General features: G+C 42.2%; 17 protein-coding genes, 3 tRNA genes and 2 rRNA genes. 10 read left to right on the top strand and 12 right to left on the bottom strand.

All coding sequences use genetic code 11. The features are described 5' to 3' along the window. Position 1 precedes the first annotated feature (1 nt). From rpsP to trmD, 3 genes are all read left to right on the top strand, one after another. Positions 2-406, top strand: a complete 405-nt coding sequence (gene rpsP, locus WC441_00110) for a 30S ribosomal protein S16 (GenBank protein MFA5162918.1) — start codon at positions 2-4, stop codon at positions 404-406. Between the two features lie 122 nt (positions 407-528). Next, positions 529-846, top strand: coding sequence for a KH domain-containing protein (locus WC441_00105; protein MFA5162917.1), 318 nt, complete (start codon positions 529-531; stop codon positions 844-846). Positions 847-929: 83 nt separating this feature from the next. Next, a complete protein-coding gene (gene trmD / locus WC441_00100) occupies positions 930-1,604 on the top strand; it encodes a tRNA (guanosine(37)-N1)-methyltransferase TrmD (GenBank protein ID MFA5162916.1) in 675 nt (224 codons plus the stop codon). Between the two features lie 60 nt (positions 1,605-1,664). On the opposite strand, the gene WC441_00095 is transcribed toward trmD, so the two are convergent. From WC441_00095 to infB, 4 genes are all read right to left on the bottom strand, one after another. Then, entirely contained in the window at positions 1,665-1,970 is a 306-nt protein-coding gene (locus WC441_00095; GenBank protein ID MFA5162915.1) for a hypothetical protein, read from the bottom strand. 95 nt (positions 1,971-2,065) lie between these two features. Then, positions 2,066-3,070: a DHH family phosphoesterase gene (locus tag WC441_00090; GenBank protein ID MFA5162914.1), complete on the bottom strand. Its 1,005-nt coding sequence runs from the start codon at positions 3,068-3,070 to the stop codon at positions 2,066-2,068. Between the two features lie 102 nt (positions 3,071-3,172). Continuing rightward, positions 3,173-3,499: a ribosome-binding factor A gene (locus tag WC441_00085; GenBank protein MFA5162913.1), complete on the bottom strand. Its 327-nt coding sequence runs from the start codon at positions 3,497-3,499 to the stop codon at positions 3,173-3,175. Position 3,500: 1 nt separating this feature from the next. Beyond that, entirely contained in the window at positions 3,501-5,480 is a 1,980-nt protein-coding gene (infB, locus tag WC441_00080) for a translation initiation factor IF-2 (GenBank protein MFA5162912.1), read from the bottom strand. Positions 5,481-5,650: 170 nt separating this feature from the next. Here infB and WC441_00075 point away from each other — a divergent pair, with 170 nt between their 5' ends. From WC441_00075 to WC441_00045, 7 genes are all read left to right on the top strand, one after another. Then, the gene (locus tag WC441_00075) at positions 5,651-8,419 is read left to right on the top strand and encodes an AAA domain-containing protein (protein MFA5162911.1); all 2,769 of its coding nucleotides are present in this window, start codon (positions 5,651-5,653) and stop codon (positions 8,417-8,419) included. 781 nt (positions 8,420-9,200) lie between these two features. Next, positions 9,201-10,715 carry a ribonuclease Y gene (gene rny, locus WC441_00070; protein MFA5162910.1) on the top strand — a complete coding sequence of 505 codons (1,515 nt, stop codon included), beginning with the start codon at positions 9,201-9,203 and terminating at the stop codon, positions 10,713-10,715. 81 nt (positions 10,716-10,796) lie between these two features. Continuing rightward, on the top strand, positions 10,797-11,084 hold the full coding sequence (locus tag WC441_00065; protein MFA5162909.1) for an HU family DNA-binding protein: 288 nt from the start codon (positions 10,797-10,799) through the stop codon (positions 11,082-11,084). 89 nt (positions 11,085-11,173) lie between these two features. Further along, positions 11,174-11,247 (top strand) — tRNA-Arg (locus tag WC441_00060). Between the two features lie 33 nt (positions 11,248-11,280). Beyond that, positions 11,281-11,357: transfer RNA gene (locus tag WC441_00055), tRNA-Met, on the top strand. A gap of 18 nt (positions 11,358-11,375) precedes the next feature. Then, positions 11,376-11,451, top strand: a tRNA-Lys gene (locus WC441_00050). A 65-nt stretch (positions 11,452-11,516) separates the two neighbouring features. Then, positions 11,517-12,092: an adenylate kinase gene (locus tag WC441_00045; protein ID MFA5162908.1), complete on the top strand. Its 576-nt coding sequence runs from the start codon at positions 11,517-11,519 to the stop codon at positions 12,090-12,092. 53 nt (positions 12,093-12,145) lie between these two features. On the opposite strand, the gene pyrH is transcribed toward WC441_00045, so the two are convergent. The 8 genes from pyrH to WC441_00005 all read right to left on the bottom strand — a co-directional run. Continuing rightward, positions 12,146-12,823, bottom strand: a complete 678-nt coding sequence (gene pyrH, locus WC441_00040; protein ID MFA5162907.1) for a UMP kinase — start codon at positions 12,821-12,823, stop codon at positions 12,146-12,148. Between the two features lie 20 nt (positions 12,824-12,843). Continuing rightward, positions 12,844-13,905: a recombinase RecA gene (gene recA / locus WC441_00035; GenBank protein MFA5162906.1), complete on the bottom strand. Its 1,062-nt coding sequence runs from the start codon at positions 13,903-13,905 to the stop codon at positions 12,844-12,846. 115 nt (positions 13,906-14,020) lie between these two features. Next, positions 14,021-14,575, bottom strand: a complete 555-nt coding sequence (locus WC441_00030; protein MFA5162905.1) for a hypothetical protein — start codon at positions 14,573-14,575, stop codon at positions 14,021-14,023. 14 nt (positions 14,576-14,589) lie between these two features. Beyond that, entirely contained in the window at positions 14,590-15,843 is a 1,254-nt protein-coding gene (locus WC441_00025; GenBank protein MFA5162904.1) for an endonuclease Q family protein, read from the bottom strand. Between the two features lie 8 nt (positions 15,844-15,851). Beyond that, positions 15,852-16,589: an NTP transferase domain-containing protein gene (locus WC441_00020; protein MFA5162903.1), complete on the bottom strand. Its 738-nt coding sequence runs from the start codon at positions 16,587-16,589 to the stop codon at positions 15,852-15,854. Between the two features lie 111 nt (positions 16,590-16,700). After that, on the bottom strand, positions 16,701-18,143 hold the full coding sequence (gene glmM, locus WC441_00015) for a phosphoglucosamine mutase (protein MFA5162902.1): 1,443 nt from the start codon (positions 18,141-18,143) through the stop codon (positions 16,701-16,703). A gap of 308 nt (positions 18,144-18,451) precedes the next feature. Then, positions 18,452-18,565 (bottom strand): 5S ribosomal RNA (rrf, locus tag WC441_00010). Positions 18,566-18,607: 42 nt separating this feature from the next. Further along, positions 18,608-18,979, bottom strand: a 23S ribosomal RNA gene (locus tag WC441_00005); the annotation flags it as partial.

The raw sequence follows: 18,979 nt of genomic DNA, 5'->3' as shown, positions 1-18,979 counted from the left end.
TATGCTAACTATCAAGTTGTCAAAAATCGGCAAAACCAACAAAAAAGTATTCCGTTTGGTTATCTCAGAAAAAGGACGTGACCCCTATGGTAATGTCTTAGAGATTCTTGGCGCCTACAACCCTTATTCTAAGGATTTACAAGCTAAAGCCGAACGTATTAAATATTGGCTCTCCAAGGGGGCCCAGATGACAAATACCGTTAATAACCTCTTGGTTGGACAAAATGTGATTGAGGGGAAAAAGGTAAAAGCTTCAAAAGTAGGCACCCAAAGCGAAAAAAGAGCCGCCCAAATCAAGGCGAAGGCTGATAAAAAGGCCGCTGGCTCTACTCCTAGTGCCGAAGAAACACCTAAAGAAGAGGCTGTTGCAGAAAATATCCCTGAAACTAGCGAAAATCAAGCCTAAATATTGACAAATACGCTAAATCTGTTATAATAAAGTTATTCTAGCTTTTTAAAAAGCAGAAATATAATTAATTAATCTTTCAAGCTTGCCTGATAAACAGTCAATTTGAGAGAAAAACTACTATGGAAAGAGACAAACAGTTCTTAGAGACAATGGTGAAAAGCATTGTCGGTAACCCGAACGCGGTATCAGTTGAAAGAACCGTAGATGAAAGAGGGGTTCTTTTGACCTTAAAAATCGATCCAGCTGATATGGGTTATGTGATCGGCCGCAAGGGTCAAACTGCTCAAGCGATAAGAACTTTGTTAAAGATCGTCGGTGCCAAGAATAACTCCCGTGTCAACTTGAAGATTTATGACCCGGAAGGCGGCAACCGCTCCCGGATGAACCGCGTCCACGAAGACGTTGATACTTCCGCGGTTGATGATTTAAAAATCTAAGTAAAAATCAATCAAATAAACAAAAAAGCCACAACCGTGGCTTTTTTGTTATAATATAAATAATATCAAATAAATAAAAACATATGACCTTTCATCTACTTAGTATTTTCCCGCAAATCTTTGATTCCTATCTCAAAGAGGGCATGATCAAGAGGGCTATAGACAAAAAAATAATCGACATTAAAAGCTACGATCTCCGCCGGTGGACGAAAGATAAGCATCGAAGCGTCGATGACAGCCCTTATGGCGGCGGGGCTGGCATGCTTATGAAGATAGAGCCAATCTACCAAGCCTTGGAAGATATAAAAAAGACCAAGCAAAAGTTAAACCGTGGAAAAAAGGCTGTCATCCTGCTAGCGGCTAATGGAAAAACCTGGGACCAAAATCTAGCTAAAAAATACTCTAAATACCAAGAAATAGTCTTCGTTTGCGGGCGTTACGAAGGGGTTGATGCGCGCGTGGAAGAATTCATCGACGACAAAATATCTATCGGAAATTATGTCCTGACTGGCGGCGAGCTTCCCGCTCTAGTGATAATCGATTCTATCTCCCGTCTCTTACCAGGAGTCCTAGGTAACGCAGACAGCCATAAAGATGAATCCTATAGCCAAACTGGGGTCTTAGAATATCCTCAATACACTAAGCCGGAAATTTTTATTGCCAAAAGAAAAAAATATTCGGTTCCTCCCGTCCTACTAAGTGGCGACCATAAGAAGATAAAAGAGTGGCGAGAAAATAATAAAAAAATCAAAAAATAATCCGGAATAAATAAAAAAGATTCGGTTTCTGGCCGAATCTTAATATCACTAAGCACAAGCTTAAGGCTTTGCTTGAAGATTTTTTTTCTTATTAAAGAAAGAACATTCCCGGATCGGGCCACGGTTACCGGCACGATTATAGATCTTGAATTTCAAATTCAAGGATTTAGCACTCTCACGCAGATAGCCTACGTCGCTATAGTCTCTTACCCTGATGACCTGGATATTACGGCCATCGCCATCGGGCATCGACTGCATGATGTTTTCTTCCAAACACCCCTTATCCAATAAAAATCTACAGATCGCCTTATTGGTGTCGGCGTCCAATGGTTTTAGGAACCATTCATAGCTACTTTTTCCTTCCATGACAAAGATTTTGTGTTTATAAAAGATTAAGGTAATAAAAGATCTAAATGAATGTTTTTAGTTTAGAAGAAACTTCTCGGTATGTCAATACTTTCTCAGCGGACACGCCAAAAATCATTCTCCCAGACAATATGGCCGCTTACCTGGAAACCAGCCGCATGTTTATGCCCTCCGCCGCCTAAATTCTTAGCTAAAATCGAAACATCCAGGCCGCCCGGTTTACTTCGCCAACTGCCTTTAATCTTGCCGCTTTCGTATTCGCGCAGTAGCAATACGGCTTTTACGTCTGCCAAGTTAGCCAAAACAGCTACTATATCATCAAAGGCTTCCGAGGCAAAGTCGTGTCCGCAACTCTCAAAATCTTCTGGCCTAAGGACTGACACGGCGATTCCCTGCTTATCATTAATCTTGAGATTATCCAGGGCTCGACTTAATAACTTTAGGGTCGCTACTTTTTTATTCTGTAAAACTGCCCCCATTATCCGATTAACATTAACCCCTAAGGCTAGCATTCGCGAGGCAACGGCTAGAGTGTCAGCACTAGCACTAGGGTAGAGAAAATTACCAGTATCAGTCATAATGCCGGTTAAAACACAAGTGGCCGATTCTCGATCGAAGCTCAAGTGATTCGCATCCAAAAAATGGTAGAGCAGTTCAGCCGTCGATGATTTATCGGCTTGGCGTATTTCTAGATCCGAATAATCACTGACTTTCTGGTGGTGGTCGAATTCAATAACAAATGTCTTCTTTCTACCTCTTATTTCCGCGGCCAGGTTCGTCCTCTCAATCGATCCGCAATCAGAAGTGATCAAGAGGTCGAATTCATCGAGCCAATCGTCCTTGTCCTTTGCAGACAGAAAATCTAGTAATTTGTTCTTGCTATCTATGATTTCATCGATGCCCGGCAAAAAAGAAAATTCGGGGCTTCTAGCGCCTTCGCAATATAACACTCGCGATAAACCTAAAGAAGCGCTCAAGCGCCCCAGGAGGCACAGAGAGGCTAAATCATCCCCATCAGGGCTAATATGACCAACCAGAAGTATCCGCTTAGCGGACAAGATTTTCTGATAAGCTAATTGGTATTTTTGCTTTATATCCATAGTCATAATTTAACCCTATATAATAAAGAAAAACGCTAAAAAAGTCCAGATAAAAAAATCCGGCCAAGCCGGAAATTTAATAACTATCTTTTATTATTTATTTTAAGATATCTGGCCAATAAAATCTTCCAAAACAGCCGCCTCCTTTTCCGTCGCGTCAAACGACCAATTAAAATGAGGAACCCGGCGTAACTTAGTTCTCTTCTTCAAGATAGCGGCCAATAAGCCCGAACTAGCTTTTAACTTCTTGATTGCTGTCCCGGCCAAACGGTCAGGTAACACGGAAAATCCAACCCGAGCATATTTATAATCAGCGCTACATTCAACATAGCTGATAGTGATCAAGGCTTCGGGCAGGGCGATTTCCCGGTTAACCGCTAAAGCTAATTCTTGTTTGATCACTTCATTAACCTGTTCCAACTTAGACATATTATAATTTCTCTACCACTCTTTCTTCTCGGTATACTTCAAGAATATCGCCGACTTGGATCAAAGGCTTCCCCTCGAAACGCAAGCCGCATTCTTGGTCCTTATTCACTTCGCTGACATCTTGTTTGCCGGCCTGTAAACGGCTTAAGCGGCCAGAGACAATTATTTCCTCACCGCGCCGTACATTAATCAAGCTTTCGTTCATGATAACACCGTCTAAAACTTTACCCCCGACAATCTGGGCGTTATTTTCGCTCCTAAAAACCGCCAAGACTTTTAAGCGACCTAAGCTCACGTGGTTGATTTCCGGCTTAACCAAAAGCTGCATCTCTTCTTTCACGTATTTTATCAGATCGTAAATGATAGAAAAAACCTTGACGCTGACCTTCTTTTCTCTGACTAAGTTTTCAATCGTGGGTGTCAAACGGACGTTAAATCCAACTATCTTAGCACTCGAATCCTCGGCCCTTTTGATGTCACCTTCGGTAATATAACCTAAGCCTTTGGCAATAATCTTCACCTTAACTTTTTCCGTATTTATTTTTAACAGCGACTCTTCAATCGCCTCGGCCGACCCCAAAAAGTCGCTTTTGATAATCAGCTTTACTTGAGGGACATTGTCTTCATTATTACTATCCTGTTTAATCCCGGCGACAGCCGGCGCGGCTTCGTTCTTACCTTTGATCTTTTTGACTTTCATCTTTTCGCCATCGCCGACTTCTAAAATATCACCGACGGCGGGCGATGTTTTTAAACCCAAAATCTTGGCTGGAGTCGAGGGACCAGCGGCTTCAATAATCTCCCCCTTATAATTCCGCAGGGCTTTAACCTTGCCATAGACAACCCCGTTAAAACAAAGCTGATCACCCAAATGAAGAGTACCGTTCTGGACCAAGATTGTAGCGACTGGACCAGCCGCTTTATCAACATTCGATTCGATTACCGTTCCCGCCGCGCTCGCTTCCGGGTTAGCTTGTAAATTACCAGATTCGGCCTCAGAAACTAAAAGAACCATGTCTAAGAGGTCTTCGATCCCCGTACCGTCTTTAGCGGAAATCGGGGCACAGATTATCTTTCCGCCCCAATCTTCAGGGGTTATATTCAGCTGGGTAGACAATTCTTGCTTCACCCGATTGATATCGGCTTCCGGCTTATCAATCTTATTAATCGCTACGAGATAGGGTATTTTAGCCGCTTCGATAATTCTGAAAGCTTCAACGGTCTGTGGTTTTACTCCATCATCAGCCGCCACCACTAAAATCGCAATATCTGCCACCTTGGCTCCCCGACTGCGCATAGCGGTGAAAGCTTCATGGCCGGGAGTATCGATAAAAGTTAAAACCTGCCCTTGACGGGTAATCTGATAAGCACCGATATGTTGGGTAATACCACCGGCTTCTCCGGCCACCACATTGGTTTGGCGGATAGAATCTAATAGTTTAGTTTTACCATGATCAACATGGCCCATCACGACGATAATCGGGGGACGATTTTGCAAATCATTATCAGTCTCTGATTCTAAAATTTTACTCAACTTAGTTTCTTCGGCCACCGGAGCTATTTCGCTTTCCGCCAAAGGTTGTACGTCCAGATTAAGGTTATCACCGATAATAGAAGCTGTATCGAAATCGATCTTTTCGTTGATAGAAGCAAAGACACCATTTTTCATTAATTCGGCTAATAGACGATTAACTGGCAACTGGGCTAATTCAGCCAAAGATCTGACGGTAATCGCCTGAGGGATAAAAATGGTCCGGCGTTCTTTTGGTAGGACCTCAGCGTCAACTTTAGCTTGGGTAGCAGCGAATTTCTGCTGTTCCCAGCGTCTTTTAAATATAGGCCAATCTCGGATAATCTTGCGGGCAGTCTGATTATCTACTTTAATGGCTTTCTGCCCAATCGCAAAACCCATCTGAGGCAAAAGGTCCCTGAGTTCTTGAGGAGAAATTCTTAAAATACGGGCTAACTCTGTAATATTCATAAAAAAATAAAAGGTTTAAAGCAAAAAACCTTATAAACAATTGCCTTTATTTTACTTTGTTTTATTAATTTAGTCAATTAGAGATGGTTGACTATTTGGCTATAATTAGTTAAGGTAAAATGATTAAATCGAACCTTAACAATCCAAAATAACCCTTAAAAATTCAAGAAATGGAAAAATTGATAATCTATGGAGATCATAAGAATATCTTAGCCCAAAAAATCTTGGCCTGCGCTAAGAATGATCCAGTGGGCATACTAGTCGAGATTATTGAAAACTATAATGACCTTGACATCCAGTTGCCAAAATTGGCAAATTCTTCCTTAATCCTTATCAATAAAGGCGAAAACGAGGCTATAAATATCAAGACTCGTCATCCCGACATGGAAATAATCCTTTGCCGCGGCGGTGAAAAGGATTTCCAGCCAAACCTAGTAATAATAGATAAGGATAAAAACCATCAATACCTCTTGTTTGAGAACTGGAATGATTTCTGGGCCAAAATCAAACATCCGCCAACTGAAAAGAACCGCTCCTTAATCGCCACCCGGAAAGATAATGAATACACCATTAATTACCAAGGCGACCCACAGCTAGAAAAAAGGGGGGCGGCTAAAGCTAGCGCTAACTTTTTTTGGTTCTCTGTCCTCCTTTCCCGTTTCTATCTTAATTGGCTCGAAGGATGGCTTGAAGAGGTTAATAAAATGCAATTCTCCTTAGACCTCAGGCTGGAGGGAGAAACTAAAATCAGAAGGCTGATAATCCCCTTCAGCAATAAACACCGAGGGGAGGCGATTTTTCGTGAAGGAGAAGGTATAATCTTTTCTTCTGCTCCGCCCCTTATGGAACGGGAAGAATACTATGACCACTACGATTATAACGAAGCCTGCGCTCAAAGCCTAAAAAGCACAACTCTAACAGGCACGGTAGTAGCAGCGGATGAAGAAGGCTTAGAAATATTATTGGATTTCCCTACAGCAAAAATGACTTTAAAACAGCAAAAATCATTCAGAAAAGGGGGCAATCTTCTAGATCTGCTGGTCAAAGCTTACACAGGTTTATGCGCTGGGTATTCTGATTTATCATTAAAGGATTACATTTACTCACAAGAAAACTTCTACTATCGTCCAGAGGATTTCCTGCGCGGTTATCTGCCAAATCACAACAAACTGCACCTGCCAATTTCTAGCTTGATGCTAGATGGAAAATCGAAAGTCGTCCTCCAAGATTCTTCCCAAATACAGGCTTTGACTGATATCCTAGGACCAAACTTTATCAGCCTGATCAAGGGTCCGCCAGGCACTGGCAAGACCTTACTTAGCTCGGTAGCTATCAAACAATTAGTCCTACAAGGAAAAATTGTGTTAGTAACCGCGCATAGTAACCAAGGACTAGATAACCTGCTCGAAGCTTTATCTGAACACGTCAGCCCGAAAAAAATCTTTCGACTTGGTAATAAACCGCAACTGATCAACTCTAAAAAAGCTCGCGCCTGGCATCGACACGAAAAATACCGGAAAAAGATTGAGAAGGATCGCCAGGCTTTCATATCCAGCTGGCTTGAAAAGAATAAAGAAAAAGCCGATGATCCTGAAAGCCTAAAAAAAGCCGCCAAACATTTTTTTGCCAACAGTCAGGAAATATACTATGAGAGCGAAGAAATTTGGCGCCTAATATGCAAGAATGAAGGTTTGGTTCTGGGTATAACCATCAACTCCTTCCAATTCGATGAAACCCTAAGACTCCTGCTCTACCACGACAGACTACTGGCTTGCTCTCAAGATTTCTCCGATAGCTGGGAAAGATTGGATAGAATTACAAAATACCGTCTCAGAAACCCTGGCGAAGATTACATGCTTACAGAAATGAGTCTGCCGATAGCAGTTTCTGAATACATGGCCCGAGATAACGAAGACGGGAAGAAATCTAAGCCGCAGTTTATAATTGATGCCGCCCTAATCGATGAGGCCACTAAGGGACGTTTCTTTGAATTTCTGCCAATCATAAAAAAAGTTGACTCTAAACTAATTTTGATTGGAGACACGGATCAATTAGGCAACATTCCCATCCCGCTGGAAATAAAAGAGGAAATGTTGGGCAAAATAATGAGCGGACTAATACCAAATCCTGACGGCCGTGGAGCTAGGCTATATTCAACCCTGGAGGAATCGCACCCTCTCCAGCCCATCGAGACAACAAAAGAAGCAATCATAGATTGGTTTGATAACTTCTCGCAGGGGATGTTCTATTCTTTGATTAATAACAGCCACCTGGAAAGCAATAACTTAAATATCAATCGGCGCTCCCTGCCGGTAATAACCGATCTGTTGAATTATGTCTTTGATAAACGATTGCGGATTGGGCGCTTTAACCCTCATTTCCAAGGCAGCGTTGTTTTTCTAGATTCCGATGGCCAAGAAACCCGTGTTCGCACTTCTTATAAGAATGACCGCGAAGTTTCACTGGCCAGTCAGGAAATGCTAAACTTCTTCCAACGTCAAAAAAAGGCGAGCGGGGAAATAAATCTTAATTCTTTAGGAATAATTGCCACCTATCGCGGACAGGTTAAAGCCATCAAGGAAAAAATCCGCCAAACTCTGCTATTTCACCCCCTCTTTACAGACTTAGTCAATCAGCAAAATATTGACCACATCTTAAATGACTTGGTAAACACCGTCGATGCTTTCCAAGGGTCAGAAAGAGAGGCGATTATCGTAAGCTTCGTTCGTTCCAACGACGAGGGACAAATCGGATTTAGCTCTGATATCCGCCGCCTTTACGTCGCTCTCAGTCGGCCCCGTAATGAACTTATTATTATTGGTAATGCCCAGACTTTCTTGAAGAGCAAAGACCAAAAAATAAAAAATGTTTTTGGCCGACTCATACATTTTACCCAAGAAAAAAAGACCTACGGTCGTAAAATCTTGGAACTGGTATAGCAAATTAATGCTAAAAAAATAAGCCCTGAAAATTTCAGAAGAAACTTCAGGGCTTTTTAAAAAGTGGTCGGCAGTTGTCCCAATAATAGCTACGGAGGCACCTTCTGGTACAGCCAGTAGATCTTCACCTTCGTAGCGGTGTTTGCAAAAACTTGGGTTTGTTGACTCAATGAACTAAGAGTGGACACAATTCGATTCTTAAAAAGAAAAGAAAACTCACAATTTACACCCTGAAAAGATGTAAAAGAAAAATTTTTCAATTTTTCTACCCATGGGGCTGGTGAATTTCTTGGCAGACCATAATCAGCCACCCTCAGAAGAGGAACGCTTATCTGGGTTACCAAGACCGAATTACACTGATTTGAGCATCGAGTCATCTGCCCGGCTTTCCCGGGAACAACTGCAAACAGGAACATTGAGAAAAGAGCAAAAAAACATTTTAGCGTTTTCATCATGACCTCCTTGTTTGTTACTTTTAAATTAATCTAAGCAAGCAAAAAAGTCAAGCTATTTATTTAATATTACATAATAAGCCCTCTTTACAAGCGGCCAAAGCTATGCTAGAGTAAAGATGTTAATCTAAATTTTTAAAACCACTGTTTCTAGGAAATTAAACAAAAATTACCTTGACCACAAAGCCCCTGAATTATGTTGATAAAAAATTATTTCTCTAATAATAAAGAAAAATTATTACAACATTCAAGAACCTTAATCTAAAAAAGGAAATTTTTTGTTAATACATACTAGCCACCTCGATTCCTAAAACGGTGCTTAAACTTATATGGAATATGTAATTTATGCCGTTCTGTTAGTGGGTGGTTTTTTGATCGGCTGGTTATTCTACAAAAAAAGCACTACTAATAAAGTCGGCAGCGCCGCCGCTCGTGCGGACAAAATCTTAAATGAAGCTAAATTAAAAGAAAAAGAGCTACTGCTTAAAGCCCAAGATAAGGCCATCAAAATAATTGAAGAGGCTAAAGGCGAAGAAGCTAGCCGTCGCAAAGAAATTAGCAATCTCCAGAACAGATTGGAACAAAGAGAGACATCTTTCTCCCAAAAGCTACTAGATCTCCAAGACAAGCAACAAAAATTATACGACAAGGTGAACGAAGTCCAAGAAATCAAGGAAAAAATCCAAAAAATCAAGGAAGAACAAGTGGCTAAGTTGGAAAAAATAGCTGGTCTCAACCAAGATCAGGCCAAGGATGTTCTCCTTAAGAATGTGGAAGAGAAAAGCTCCGAAGACCTGATGGTCAGGATTAAAAAGTTAGAAAATGAAAATGCGGAGAAATTAGAAGAAAAGGCTAAGGATATCATGGCGGTTGCTATGCAGCGCCTAGCCTCAACCTATACGGCTGAGTTAACTACTACCACCGTCGACTTGCCTAGCGATGAAATGAAAGGCAGGATTATCGGCCGCGAAGGACGAAATATCAAGGCGATAGAACAGATGACCGGGGTAGAAATCATCGTTGACGATACTCCTAATGCTATTACTATTTCCGGTTTTTCCTTAATTAGACGCCATGTCGCCAAAAAAACCCTAGATTACTTAATCAAAGACGGACGGATCCACCCCACTAAGATTGAAGACGCCGTGGAAAACGCTAAGAAGGAATTGGCAATCGATATCAAAAAAGCGGGAGAAGAGGCGATGTATGAACTAGGCATAACCGGTTTTGATCCTAAACTGGTCTCGATTATCGGCCGCCTTAAATATCGCACAAGCTATGGCCAAAACGCCCTTAAACATTCAATTGAAGTCGCCCATTTATCTGCCATGCTCGCTGAAGAATTAGGAGCAGATGTCACCCTAGCTAAAAAAGGTGGCCTCCTCCATGATATCGGCAAGGCGGTTGATCATGAAATCCAGGGCAATCACACTGAAATTGGACGCGATATAGCTAAAAAATTCAATCTACCTCCAGAAATAATCGCCCCGATAGAAACCCATCACGAAGACCACCCTGCCACCCTTGTCTCAGTCATCGTCAAGGTGGCCGATGCCATCTCTTCCGCCCGTCCAGGAGCGAGAAATGATAACTACGAGAACTATCTCCAACGCCTAGAAGAGCTGGAAAACATTGCTGTTTCCTTTGATGGTATCGAAAAAGCCTATGCTATCCAGGCTGGACGTGAAGTGAGGGTTTTTGTCCGCCCAGAAGAGGTCGACGACCTTAAAGCCTATAATTTGGCTAGAGATATTGCAAAAAAGATAGAAACTGAGTTAAAATATCCAGGGGAGATAAAAGTCAACGTTATTAGGGAAATGAGGATACTAGAATACGCCCGTTAAGCGATAATTAGCAAAACATAATATACAACCGAGAGGGCCTGGCTCACACCCCTGGTGCCGCCTGCCCATCGGCGAAATAATATGAATAAAGCCCAACTAATTGAGAAGTTAAACCAAGAAGTTGAAGGCATTAACAAGAAACAAGCGGAAAAGATGATTGATGTCTTAACCGACACTATCATCGAAGAGCTTAAAAATGACCGCGAAGTAACAATTACCGGCTTTGGAACTTTCTTGTCCCGAGTCCGTTATGCTCGCGGCGGTGTTAACCCGCAAAAGCCGAATGAAAGGATTACGATTCCGGCTGTTAAGGTGGCTAAATTCAAAACTGGTTACAACCTTAAGCTCGCCCTTAAAGGGAAACGCTAAAAACAAAAAGTTTCAAGAAGGATAAAAAGCGGATTAATCGGTTCGTAATTTATCTGTGTTCAACTAGCGCTCAAAACTGGGCGCATCTGGCGCTCGTAGCTCAACTGGATAGAGCACTTGGCTTCGGACCAAGGGGTTGTGGGTTCGAATCCTGCCGGGCGCACCGCGTAAGCATCCGAAAAGCTTCACGAAATGCGGCTGGGTAGCTCAGTTGGTTAGAGCGTGGCACTCATAACGCCAAGGTCGAGAGTTCAAGCCTCTCCCCAGCCACCAAAAACTTAATAATATCATGCCTCGTTAGCTCAGTTGGTAGAGCAGTTGCCTCTTAAGCAAACGGTCGCAGGTTCGAATCCTGCACGGGGCACCATAGATCCCGAAATTTCGGGATTTATATTTTTCAAAAATATAATATTTAAAAACTAACTATACAATATGGAGATTTATATCTTTTTCGGGCCGCCTGGAGTCGGCAAAGGCACTCAGGCTAAAAAGTTCGCTCTAAAACATGAATTCAAGCACATCTCTACCGGAGAATTACTCCGCCAAGAAATGCAGGCCGAAACGGAACTAGGTCGGACAGCCGCTCAGTATATAAATAGTGGTAACCTTGCTCCTGATAATATAGTCATCTCGATCATTGACGAACAATTAAAAGATTTTGCTGATTTACCAGGGTTCGTGTTTGACGGCTTTCCTCGGACCAATGCTCAAGCAGAAGCTCTCGACCAAATTACCGCTCGTGAAGGGAAAATAATAAAAGCGGTCTTTCGCCTCGAAGCTAATGAGCCAGAATTGATACAAAGACTGCTCAAAAGGGAAAAGTTAGAAGGACGACTGGATGACACCGAAGAAACGATTAAAAACCGCCTTGAAATCTACGAGCACCTCACTAAACCAGTCCTTGACCATTACCGCGCTAAAGGCTGTTTAATCGAGATAGACGGCGAAGGAACAGTTGAAGAGATAGAAACCAGGATTGAACAAGCTTATACAGAACTAAAGAAATAGTTTATAGCATAAAACCCCCTGAAAATGGGGGTTTTATTATACTAGACTAAATATTAAGAAATTATCGTCCCTTTAAACTTCTGACCAGCCAAACATTTCTCTAGGTTGCCAATCTGACGTCCATTAAGGATTATAACTTTTAATCCTAGTGCTTGGGATAATTTAGAGGCCACCGGATCAAAGGGAGCGTTTAAGCCAGGACTCCATTTATTACCAACTATCTTCCGGAAAGCGGGCCAACTAATTTCCTTGACCGCCTTAGCTTGAGGAAATTTCTTCGGGTCTTTGTCATAAACATAATCAATGTTAGATAAATTCAACAATGTCTTGATGTGATACTCTTTGGCTAAAAGGGTGGCAACATAATCAGTAGACCAGCCTGGCTTATAGCCGGCTGCGACTACGACCGGCTTTCTAGTTTTAAGAGTCTTTAAGGGGTTAGTTATAATCTCGGGATGAGCGACATCAGCTAAGATGGTTCTAATGAGATGGCCGTTAAGCCTGGTAGAGTGAATTCCTAGCCAGTCTCCGTCAATTTGGCTTAAAGAGCCGACATTAGATGCAGCTTTCATGTAAGTGCGAGCCGTCAAACCGCCGCCGGTTATAATAAAAAATCGGTGGCCAGCCTTTACTTCCCTGACTATTAACCGTCTAAACTGTCGGAGGAACTTGTAATCTATCCCTGAAGCAGGAACTATGAGCGATCCACCTAGGGATAAAATATAGGTCATAAGAATGAATAAAAGATAAATTAATTCTCTTTACTAGCTTCAATCTGTTTGCTTTTTACCTCTGCCAGGATAGCCTTCCTTAATTCGGCGATCAGTTTTTTATCATCTTTTATGAATTTTTTAGCGACTTCTCGTCCCACCCCCAACTTAATATCTCCGTAGACGTAGCTATTACCATTCTTCTTTATCACTCCTTGATCTACCCCTAGATCCAATAAATCACCAGCCACGGAAATACCTTCATTATACATAATATCGAATTCACAAGTCTTAAAGGGCGCGGCTACCTTGTTTTTTACAATCTTGACCTTAACCCGATTGCCGATGATGTTTTCTCCCTGTTTAATCTGAGCCATCCGCCTCACCTCAACCCTCACGGAACAATAGAACTTCAAGGCGTTACCACCAGTAGTCGTTTCTGGATTGCCAAAGAAGACGCCGATCTTGTTGCGAATCTGGTTAATAAATATAACGACAGTCTTAGTCTTGCCGATTATAGCCGTCAGTTTCCTGAGCGCCTGGCTCATCAAACGAGCTTGCAGCCCCATGTGCTGGTCTCCCATCTCGCCCTCAATCTCTTTCTGTGGCACCAAGGCCGCTACACTGTCAACCACTATGACATCAACCGCGTTAGAACGGACTAAAGTCTCGACGATTTCTAAGGCCTGCTCGCCACTATCCGGCTGAGAAAGCAACATTTCTTTTACATTAACGCCGATTTTAGCGGCATAATCAGGGTCTAGGGCGTGTTCAGCGTCGACGAAGGCGGCAATTCCACCAGATTTTTGGACCTCGGAGACGATGTGTTGAGCCAGGGTTGTTTTACCAGAGGACTCCGGACCGTAAATCTCAATGATACGACCACGGGGGACGCCTCCGATGCCGAAGGCTAAATCTAAAGACAAACAACCAGTCGATACAACATCGACGCTAGTCTTACCTACTTCACCAAATTTCATGATCGCTCCCTCGCCAAAGCGATTCTTGATCTGCTCAACTGCGCTCATGGCGGCTTCTAATTTAAGATCTTTACCGCTAGCTTTCTCTTCGTTTAAAACGACATTCTTTTTTTCTTTTGGCATATTTTTATGGAGCGCACTCAGGGCAAAAGCCCTGATCACGCCTTTTAAATTAATGAAATAATGATAGCATGACTAGCTACAGGAAAAATCAAAGAAATAATAAAATAATTATCAATTAGGGGAGGGTTACCTTATACTCCCGGCCGCTGGCCGACCGCCAACCGATAGCCTTGCCTTCATCCGTTTTTCTGTAGAAAAAACCCCTTTCACCCATTAAATCAGAGGAAGACTCTGAATAATCCTTCAAAGTTTCCGATATTTTATCTGGCAACTCTTGGCTGCGCCAATCTGGATCCTTGATGCGCGATAGTGATTCCTTGATATCCTTAACCTCCTCATCTAAATCGAACTCTTTATTTTCTTTAACCGCTTCTTCTGAATCTAGATCAGATGATTCATTGGGGGCAAGCTCGGTACTTGTCGCCTGGCTCGGGCTCAAAGATGCCTTACCCTTTTTCCAGACATCGCTAGTAAAAATTAGGCGCGGATCTTCAAAGAATCGTAAAACCTCTCGGCCAGTCTTAACTGTCTTCAAAAAGATATAATAATTCTTATCATTTCCAGCTTGGGAATCCTCTAAATCTTGATCGGTAAAAGTAATTAAAGAGAAAATAGCCAAACCCAGGATACCGATGACTGTTAAAAAATTTCCCCAAAAACGAAGGTTCATAATAAATTGAATATCTATAACAAAGCTTTCTGCTTTTTATTGCTATCATCCTCAGAAAATATTCTTATCTCGCCGTAACGCCCGTCAAAGCCCGGCTTAATCATCAATTCACCGGCCCGCACCCGGCGCAAGGCCTCGACAATGCGGCTATCAACCGAGCCCTCCAAAACCTGCAAATCTAAATCCATTAAAATAGATAATTCCGGGCCAAACCGTTTTACTAAGACTTCATATTCTGCCTGGACCTGCTTGGATTTACGACTCTTGATCATTAAGGCCTCCGCTATAATCTTATCAAGTTCGACCAGTTTTTTAAAGCTAGGCGCCGAAACCAGCTTGAAGCCTTCGGGGCGATCAGCCAACTCTTCCACCCGATTAAAGACCCCTATAACCAAAGGCTTGCTACAGACCGGACAAATATTCTTCAATTTTCGGCTCTTAGATGGTTCACAGCTAAAATTACAATCCCGATGGCCGTCAAAATGATACATGCCTTCTTCTGGATAAAATTCAATCGTACCCTTTAGACAATTCGAATCCCTATTCTTTATTATCCGATATATCTCATTATAACTAATGTCTTCTAAATCGAAGATATTAGCCTCACGACCAATATTTTCCAGGCTATGAGCGTCCGAGTTAGACAAGCAGGTTAAATTATCAAGAGCTGACAAGCGCCAATTCATAGCCGGATCGCTAGATAGACCGGTTTCATAGGCATAGATATTTCCAGTTTGCTCCTTGAAGCATTCTTCTAGAGTGTTAAAGCCGGACTTAGAACCGAAAACCGAAAACCAGGGCGTCCAGATGTGAGCTGGATAAACCAGAAACCTGGGATCGACGCTTAGGCATAATTTTACTAGCTCCGGCGCACTCATCCCTAAGATCGGTCTACCATCAGAACGAATATTATACTTATTGTCTAAAAACTCATTCAAACTCTTCGCCGCTTCTCGATTGGGCGCATGGATGACTAAATGCAGGCGCCTGACTTTATCTTGATCCTTATATATCAAAGCCACTTCAGTGCTTAGGATGAACTTTACTAAACCATCACTCCTCTTCAACTTATAAAGACCGGCGTGCGGGCCAATTTCTTCCAGTTCTTCGCTTATATTCTTAAACCACTCCGGATAGGTGAAATCTCCGGTGGCGATGATATCGATACCTTTAATCCTACAAAACCGATCCAGGTTAGCTAGGGTCAGCTGCGGTGAACAAGCGCGGGAATAACGGGAATGGATATGAAGATCGAGAATCTGGCGCATAATATTGATTAATCCAATAAACTTTCAGCGATTTGTAATTCTTCTAAGCTATTAATTCCCATCCCTTCTTGGGGTGGAATAGAAAATGATTTAACGATTTTCCCTTCGTTAAAAGCCATCTTAACTAAATCGGTAATATAGTACTCGCCTTGATTGTTATTGTTATTTATATTAGCGATATGTGAAAATAGCCAATCTTTATCAAAACAAAAACAATTAAGATTTATCTCTCTAACATTCTTCTCGTCGTCACTGGCATCTCTAAACTCTACGATCCGGCTAACATTATCATTTTCATCGCGGACAACCCGGCCCAAATGATAAAAATTATGGTGCCAACCAGTAAAATCTGGGACAGCGATCGTCACCATCGATAAAACCCCGCGATGTTTCAAGGGTAAATCTTTCAAGGTCTTCTCAGTATAAAAAGGGTGATCACCATTTAAAACAAAAATAGAACTTGCCGCCGGGTCGATATAACTTCTGGTGCAAGCCACGGCATGGCCAGTACCTAACTGCTGCTCTTGGACTACATATTGAACGTCGTAATCAGCCATGGCGGCGGAAATCATGTCTTTATTTTCAGGAGAAACCACAACGATCGGCTTAAGTTCCGGGCCTATCTTGGCAATCGTAGATAAAAGATAGCTTAACATTGGTCGCCCTTTAAGGGGTACTAAAACTTTGGTTAATTCTGACTTCATCCGGGTTCCTTTGCCGGCAGCCATAATAATTATTTGATTCATATTCTAACTTTAACCTTTAAAAATAAGGGAAATCCTAAAGAATTTCCCTTATATTCTAGCATTTTTAGATGTTCTGAGCAAATCATTCTCAAAGCTTTTTTTCAATAATAATTATTTAATATAAGCCAAAATCTTATCTTTCATTTCCCTTATTTTCAATTCTAAAAAGTCCTTATCTTTTGCTTCGCCGTACAAGCGGATAATCGGCTCCGTATTGGAGGCGCGCAGATGCAGCCAATACTCCGGCCAATCGATCTTAACGCCATCAATATCGGTGATTTTTTCGGCGCCATACTCTGCCTTTTGGTATTCCATCTTAGCCCTGTCTAGTAAATCCGCTACATTTATACCGGGACTAAGCTCCAATTTATCTTTTATCATAAAATATTCCGGGAAATTCTTTTTGAAATCTGACATCTTTTGCCCGCTCTCTGCTAAAGCTGATAAGAACAAAGCGACTCCCACTAAAGCATCCCGGCCATAATGGAGTTCTGACAAGATAACGCCGCCATTACCCTCGCCACCGATAACCGCCTTAGTTTCTTTCATCTTCGCTACTACGTTTACCTCTCCCACCGCGGCGGCGTAATAGGCGCCGCCATGTCTTTCTGTAACATCTTTTAAGGCCCGGGAAGAAGACAGGTTGGAAACACTGATCTTTTGATAGAAACAAGGACAATAGTGCCGCAAAACATACTCAGCGGCCGCAACTAAAGTATATTCTTCGCCAAACATCTTCCCTTGTTCGTCAATAAAAGCTAAGCGGTCAACATCAGGATCAACCACTAAACCTAAATCAGCCTGATTAACGATCACCGCCTCACTTAGCTGAACCAAGTTCTTTTCTAGGGGCTCGGGATTATGAGCAAATTGCCCGTTAGGTTCGCAATTTATCTTGATGATTTCTTTAACTCCCAACTGGGTTAATAAATTCGGGATAATGAGGCCACCGACCGAATTAATGCCATCAACCACTATTCTAAAATCAGACTTCTTGATAGCTTCAAAGTCAACTAGATCGAGCTTGGCAATCGCGGCAATATGCTGGTTTCCATAATCATTATCCGTTGAATATATCCCCTTAGTTACCGGCGCCACTGGCTTATTTGTATCAGCTAATTCTAACAAACGTTGACCGTCTTTAGCACTTAAAAATTCTCCTTCATTATTAACTAGCTTCAAAGCATTCCACTCAATCGGATTGTGGGAAGCAGAAACCATCACCCCTCCAGCCGCTTTTTCATATATCACCGCTAATTCCAGAGTCGGCGTCGCCGCTAAGCCTAAATCAAGCACCCGGAAACCAAGCGACGAAAAAGTTTCGGAAATTAACTGGCTGAATTCTAAACCGGAAGGCCTAGCGTCTCTGCCTATAAGCACTAAATCACCCCAGGCCTTTTCCCTGATTAATAAGGCGAAGGCTTTGGTAAAATTAATGACATCAACCTTAGTTAAGTCTTCCCCCGGAAGGTTACCCAAGGTCCCGCGGATTCCCGAAATTGATTTGATAAGAGGCATATTGATATTGATAAAGACATTATACACTGCTTTCATAAAATCCAACAACTAAAAAACCGGCTACCAAGCCGGTATTTTTAAGGTCGCGTGAGAGACGACCGTTAGCTATATAAATTAAGCTATTTATTTAGAAAGCCCTGGCATATGAATATTCAGAAACCACGACTAAAATTGAGACTATTAGCATGGCTATGATATATGTGAGGGCTTTGGCTTTAGACATATAAGTTATATTATCTGACTCTATATAATAGCATATTAAATATATTTTGTCAATACTAAAAAGATAATAATAAAAGCCATAGTAAAATATGGCTAATATTAATAAATAAAAAAGACCATTGTTCTGGCGGCTGCCTACTTTCCCAGGGCTCAGGCCCAAGTATCATTGGCGCTGTTAGGCTTAACTTCTGAGTTCGGGAAGGGATCAGGTGTGACCCTAACGCCAAGCCACCAAAACAATAGTCTTTTTTATATGTAAATTTTTGAAAAACAAAAGCGTGGGAAAATCAAACGACTTATTAGTACTCCTCGACTACACGCATTACTGCGCTTCCATCTGGAGCCTATCAAGGTCATATTCTCTAACCAGTCTATGAAACCTAATCTTAGAGACAGCTTCGCGCTTAGATGCTTTCAGCGCTTATCTTAACCGAAGGTAGCTACCCAGCAATGCCCCTGATGGAACAGCTGGTACACTAGAGCTTCGTCCTTCCCGGTCCTCTCGTACTAAGGAAGGGCCTCTTCAAGTTTCCACGACCATAGTGGATAGGAGACCGACCTGTCTTACGACGGTCTGAACCCAGCTCGCGTGCCGCTTTAATGGGCGAACAGCCCAACCCTTGGGAGCTTCTCCACCCCCAGGATGCGAC

The organism is Patescibacteria group bacterium (assembly GCA_041651355.1).
Classification (GTDB): domain Bacteria; phylum Patescibacteriota; class Patescibacteriia; order Patescibacteriales; family UBA12465; genus JAPLVX01.
This window is presented reverse-complemented; position numbering and strand designations above follow the sequence as displayed.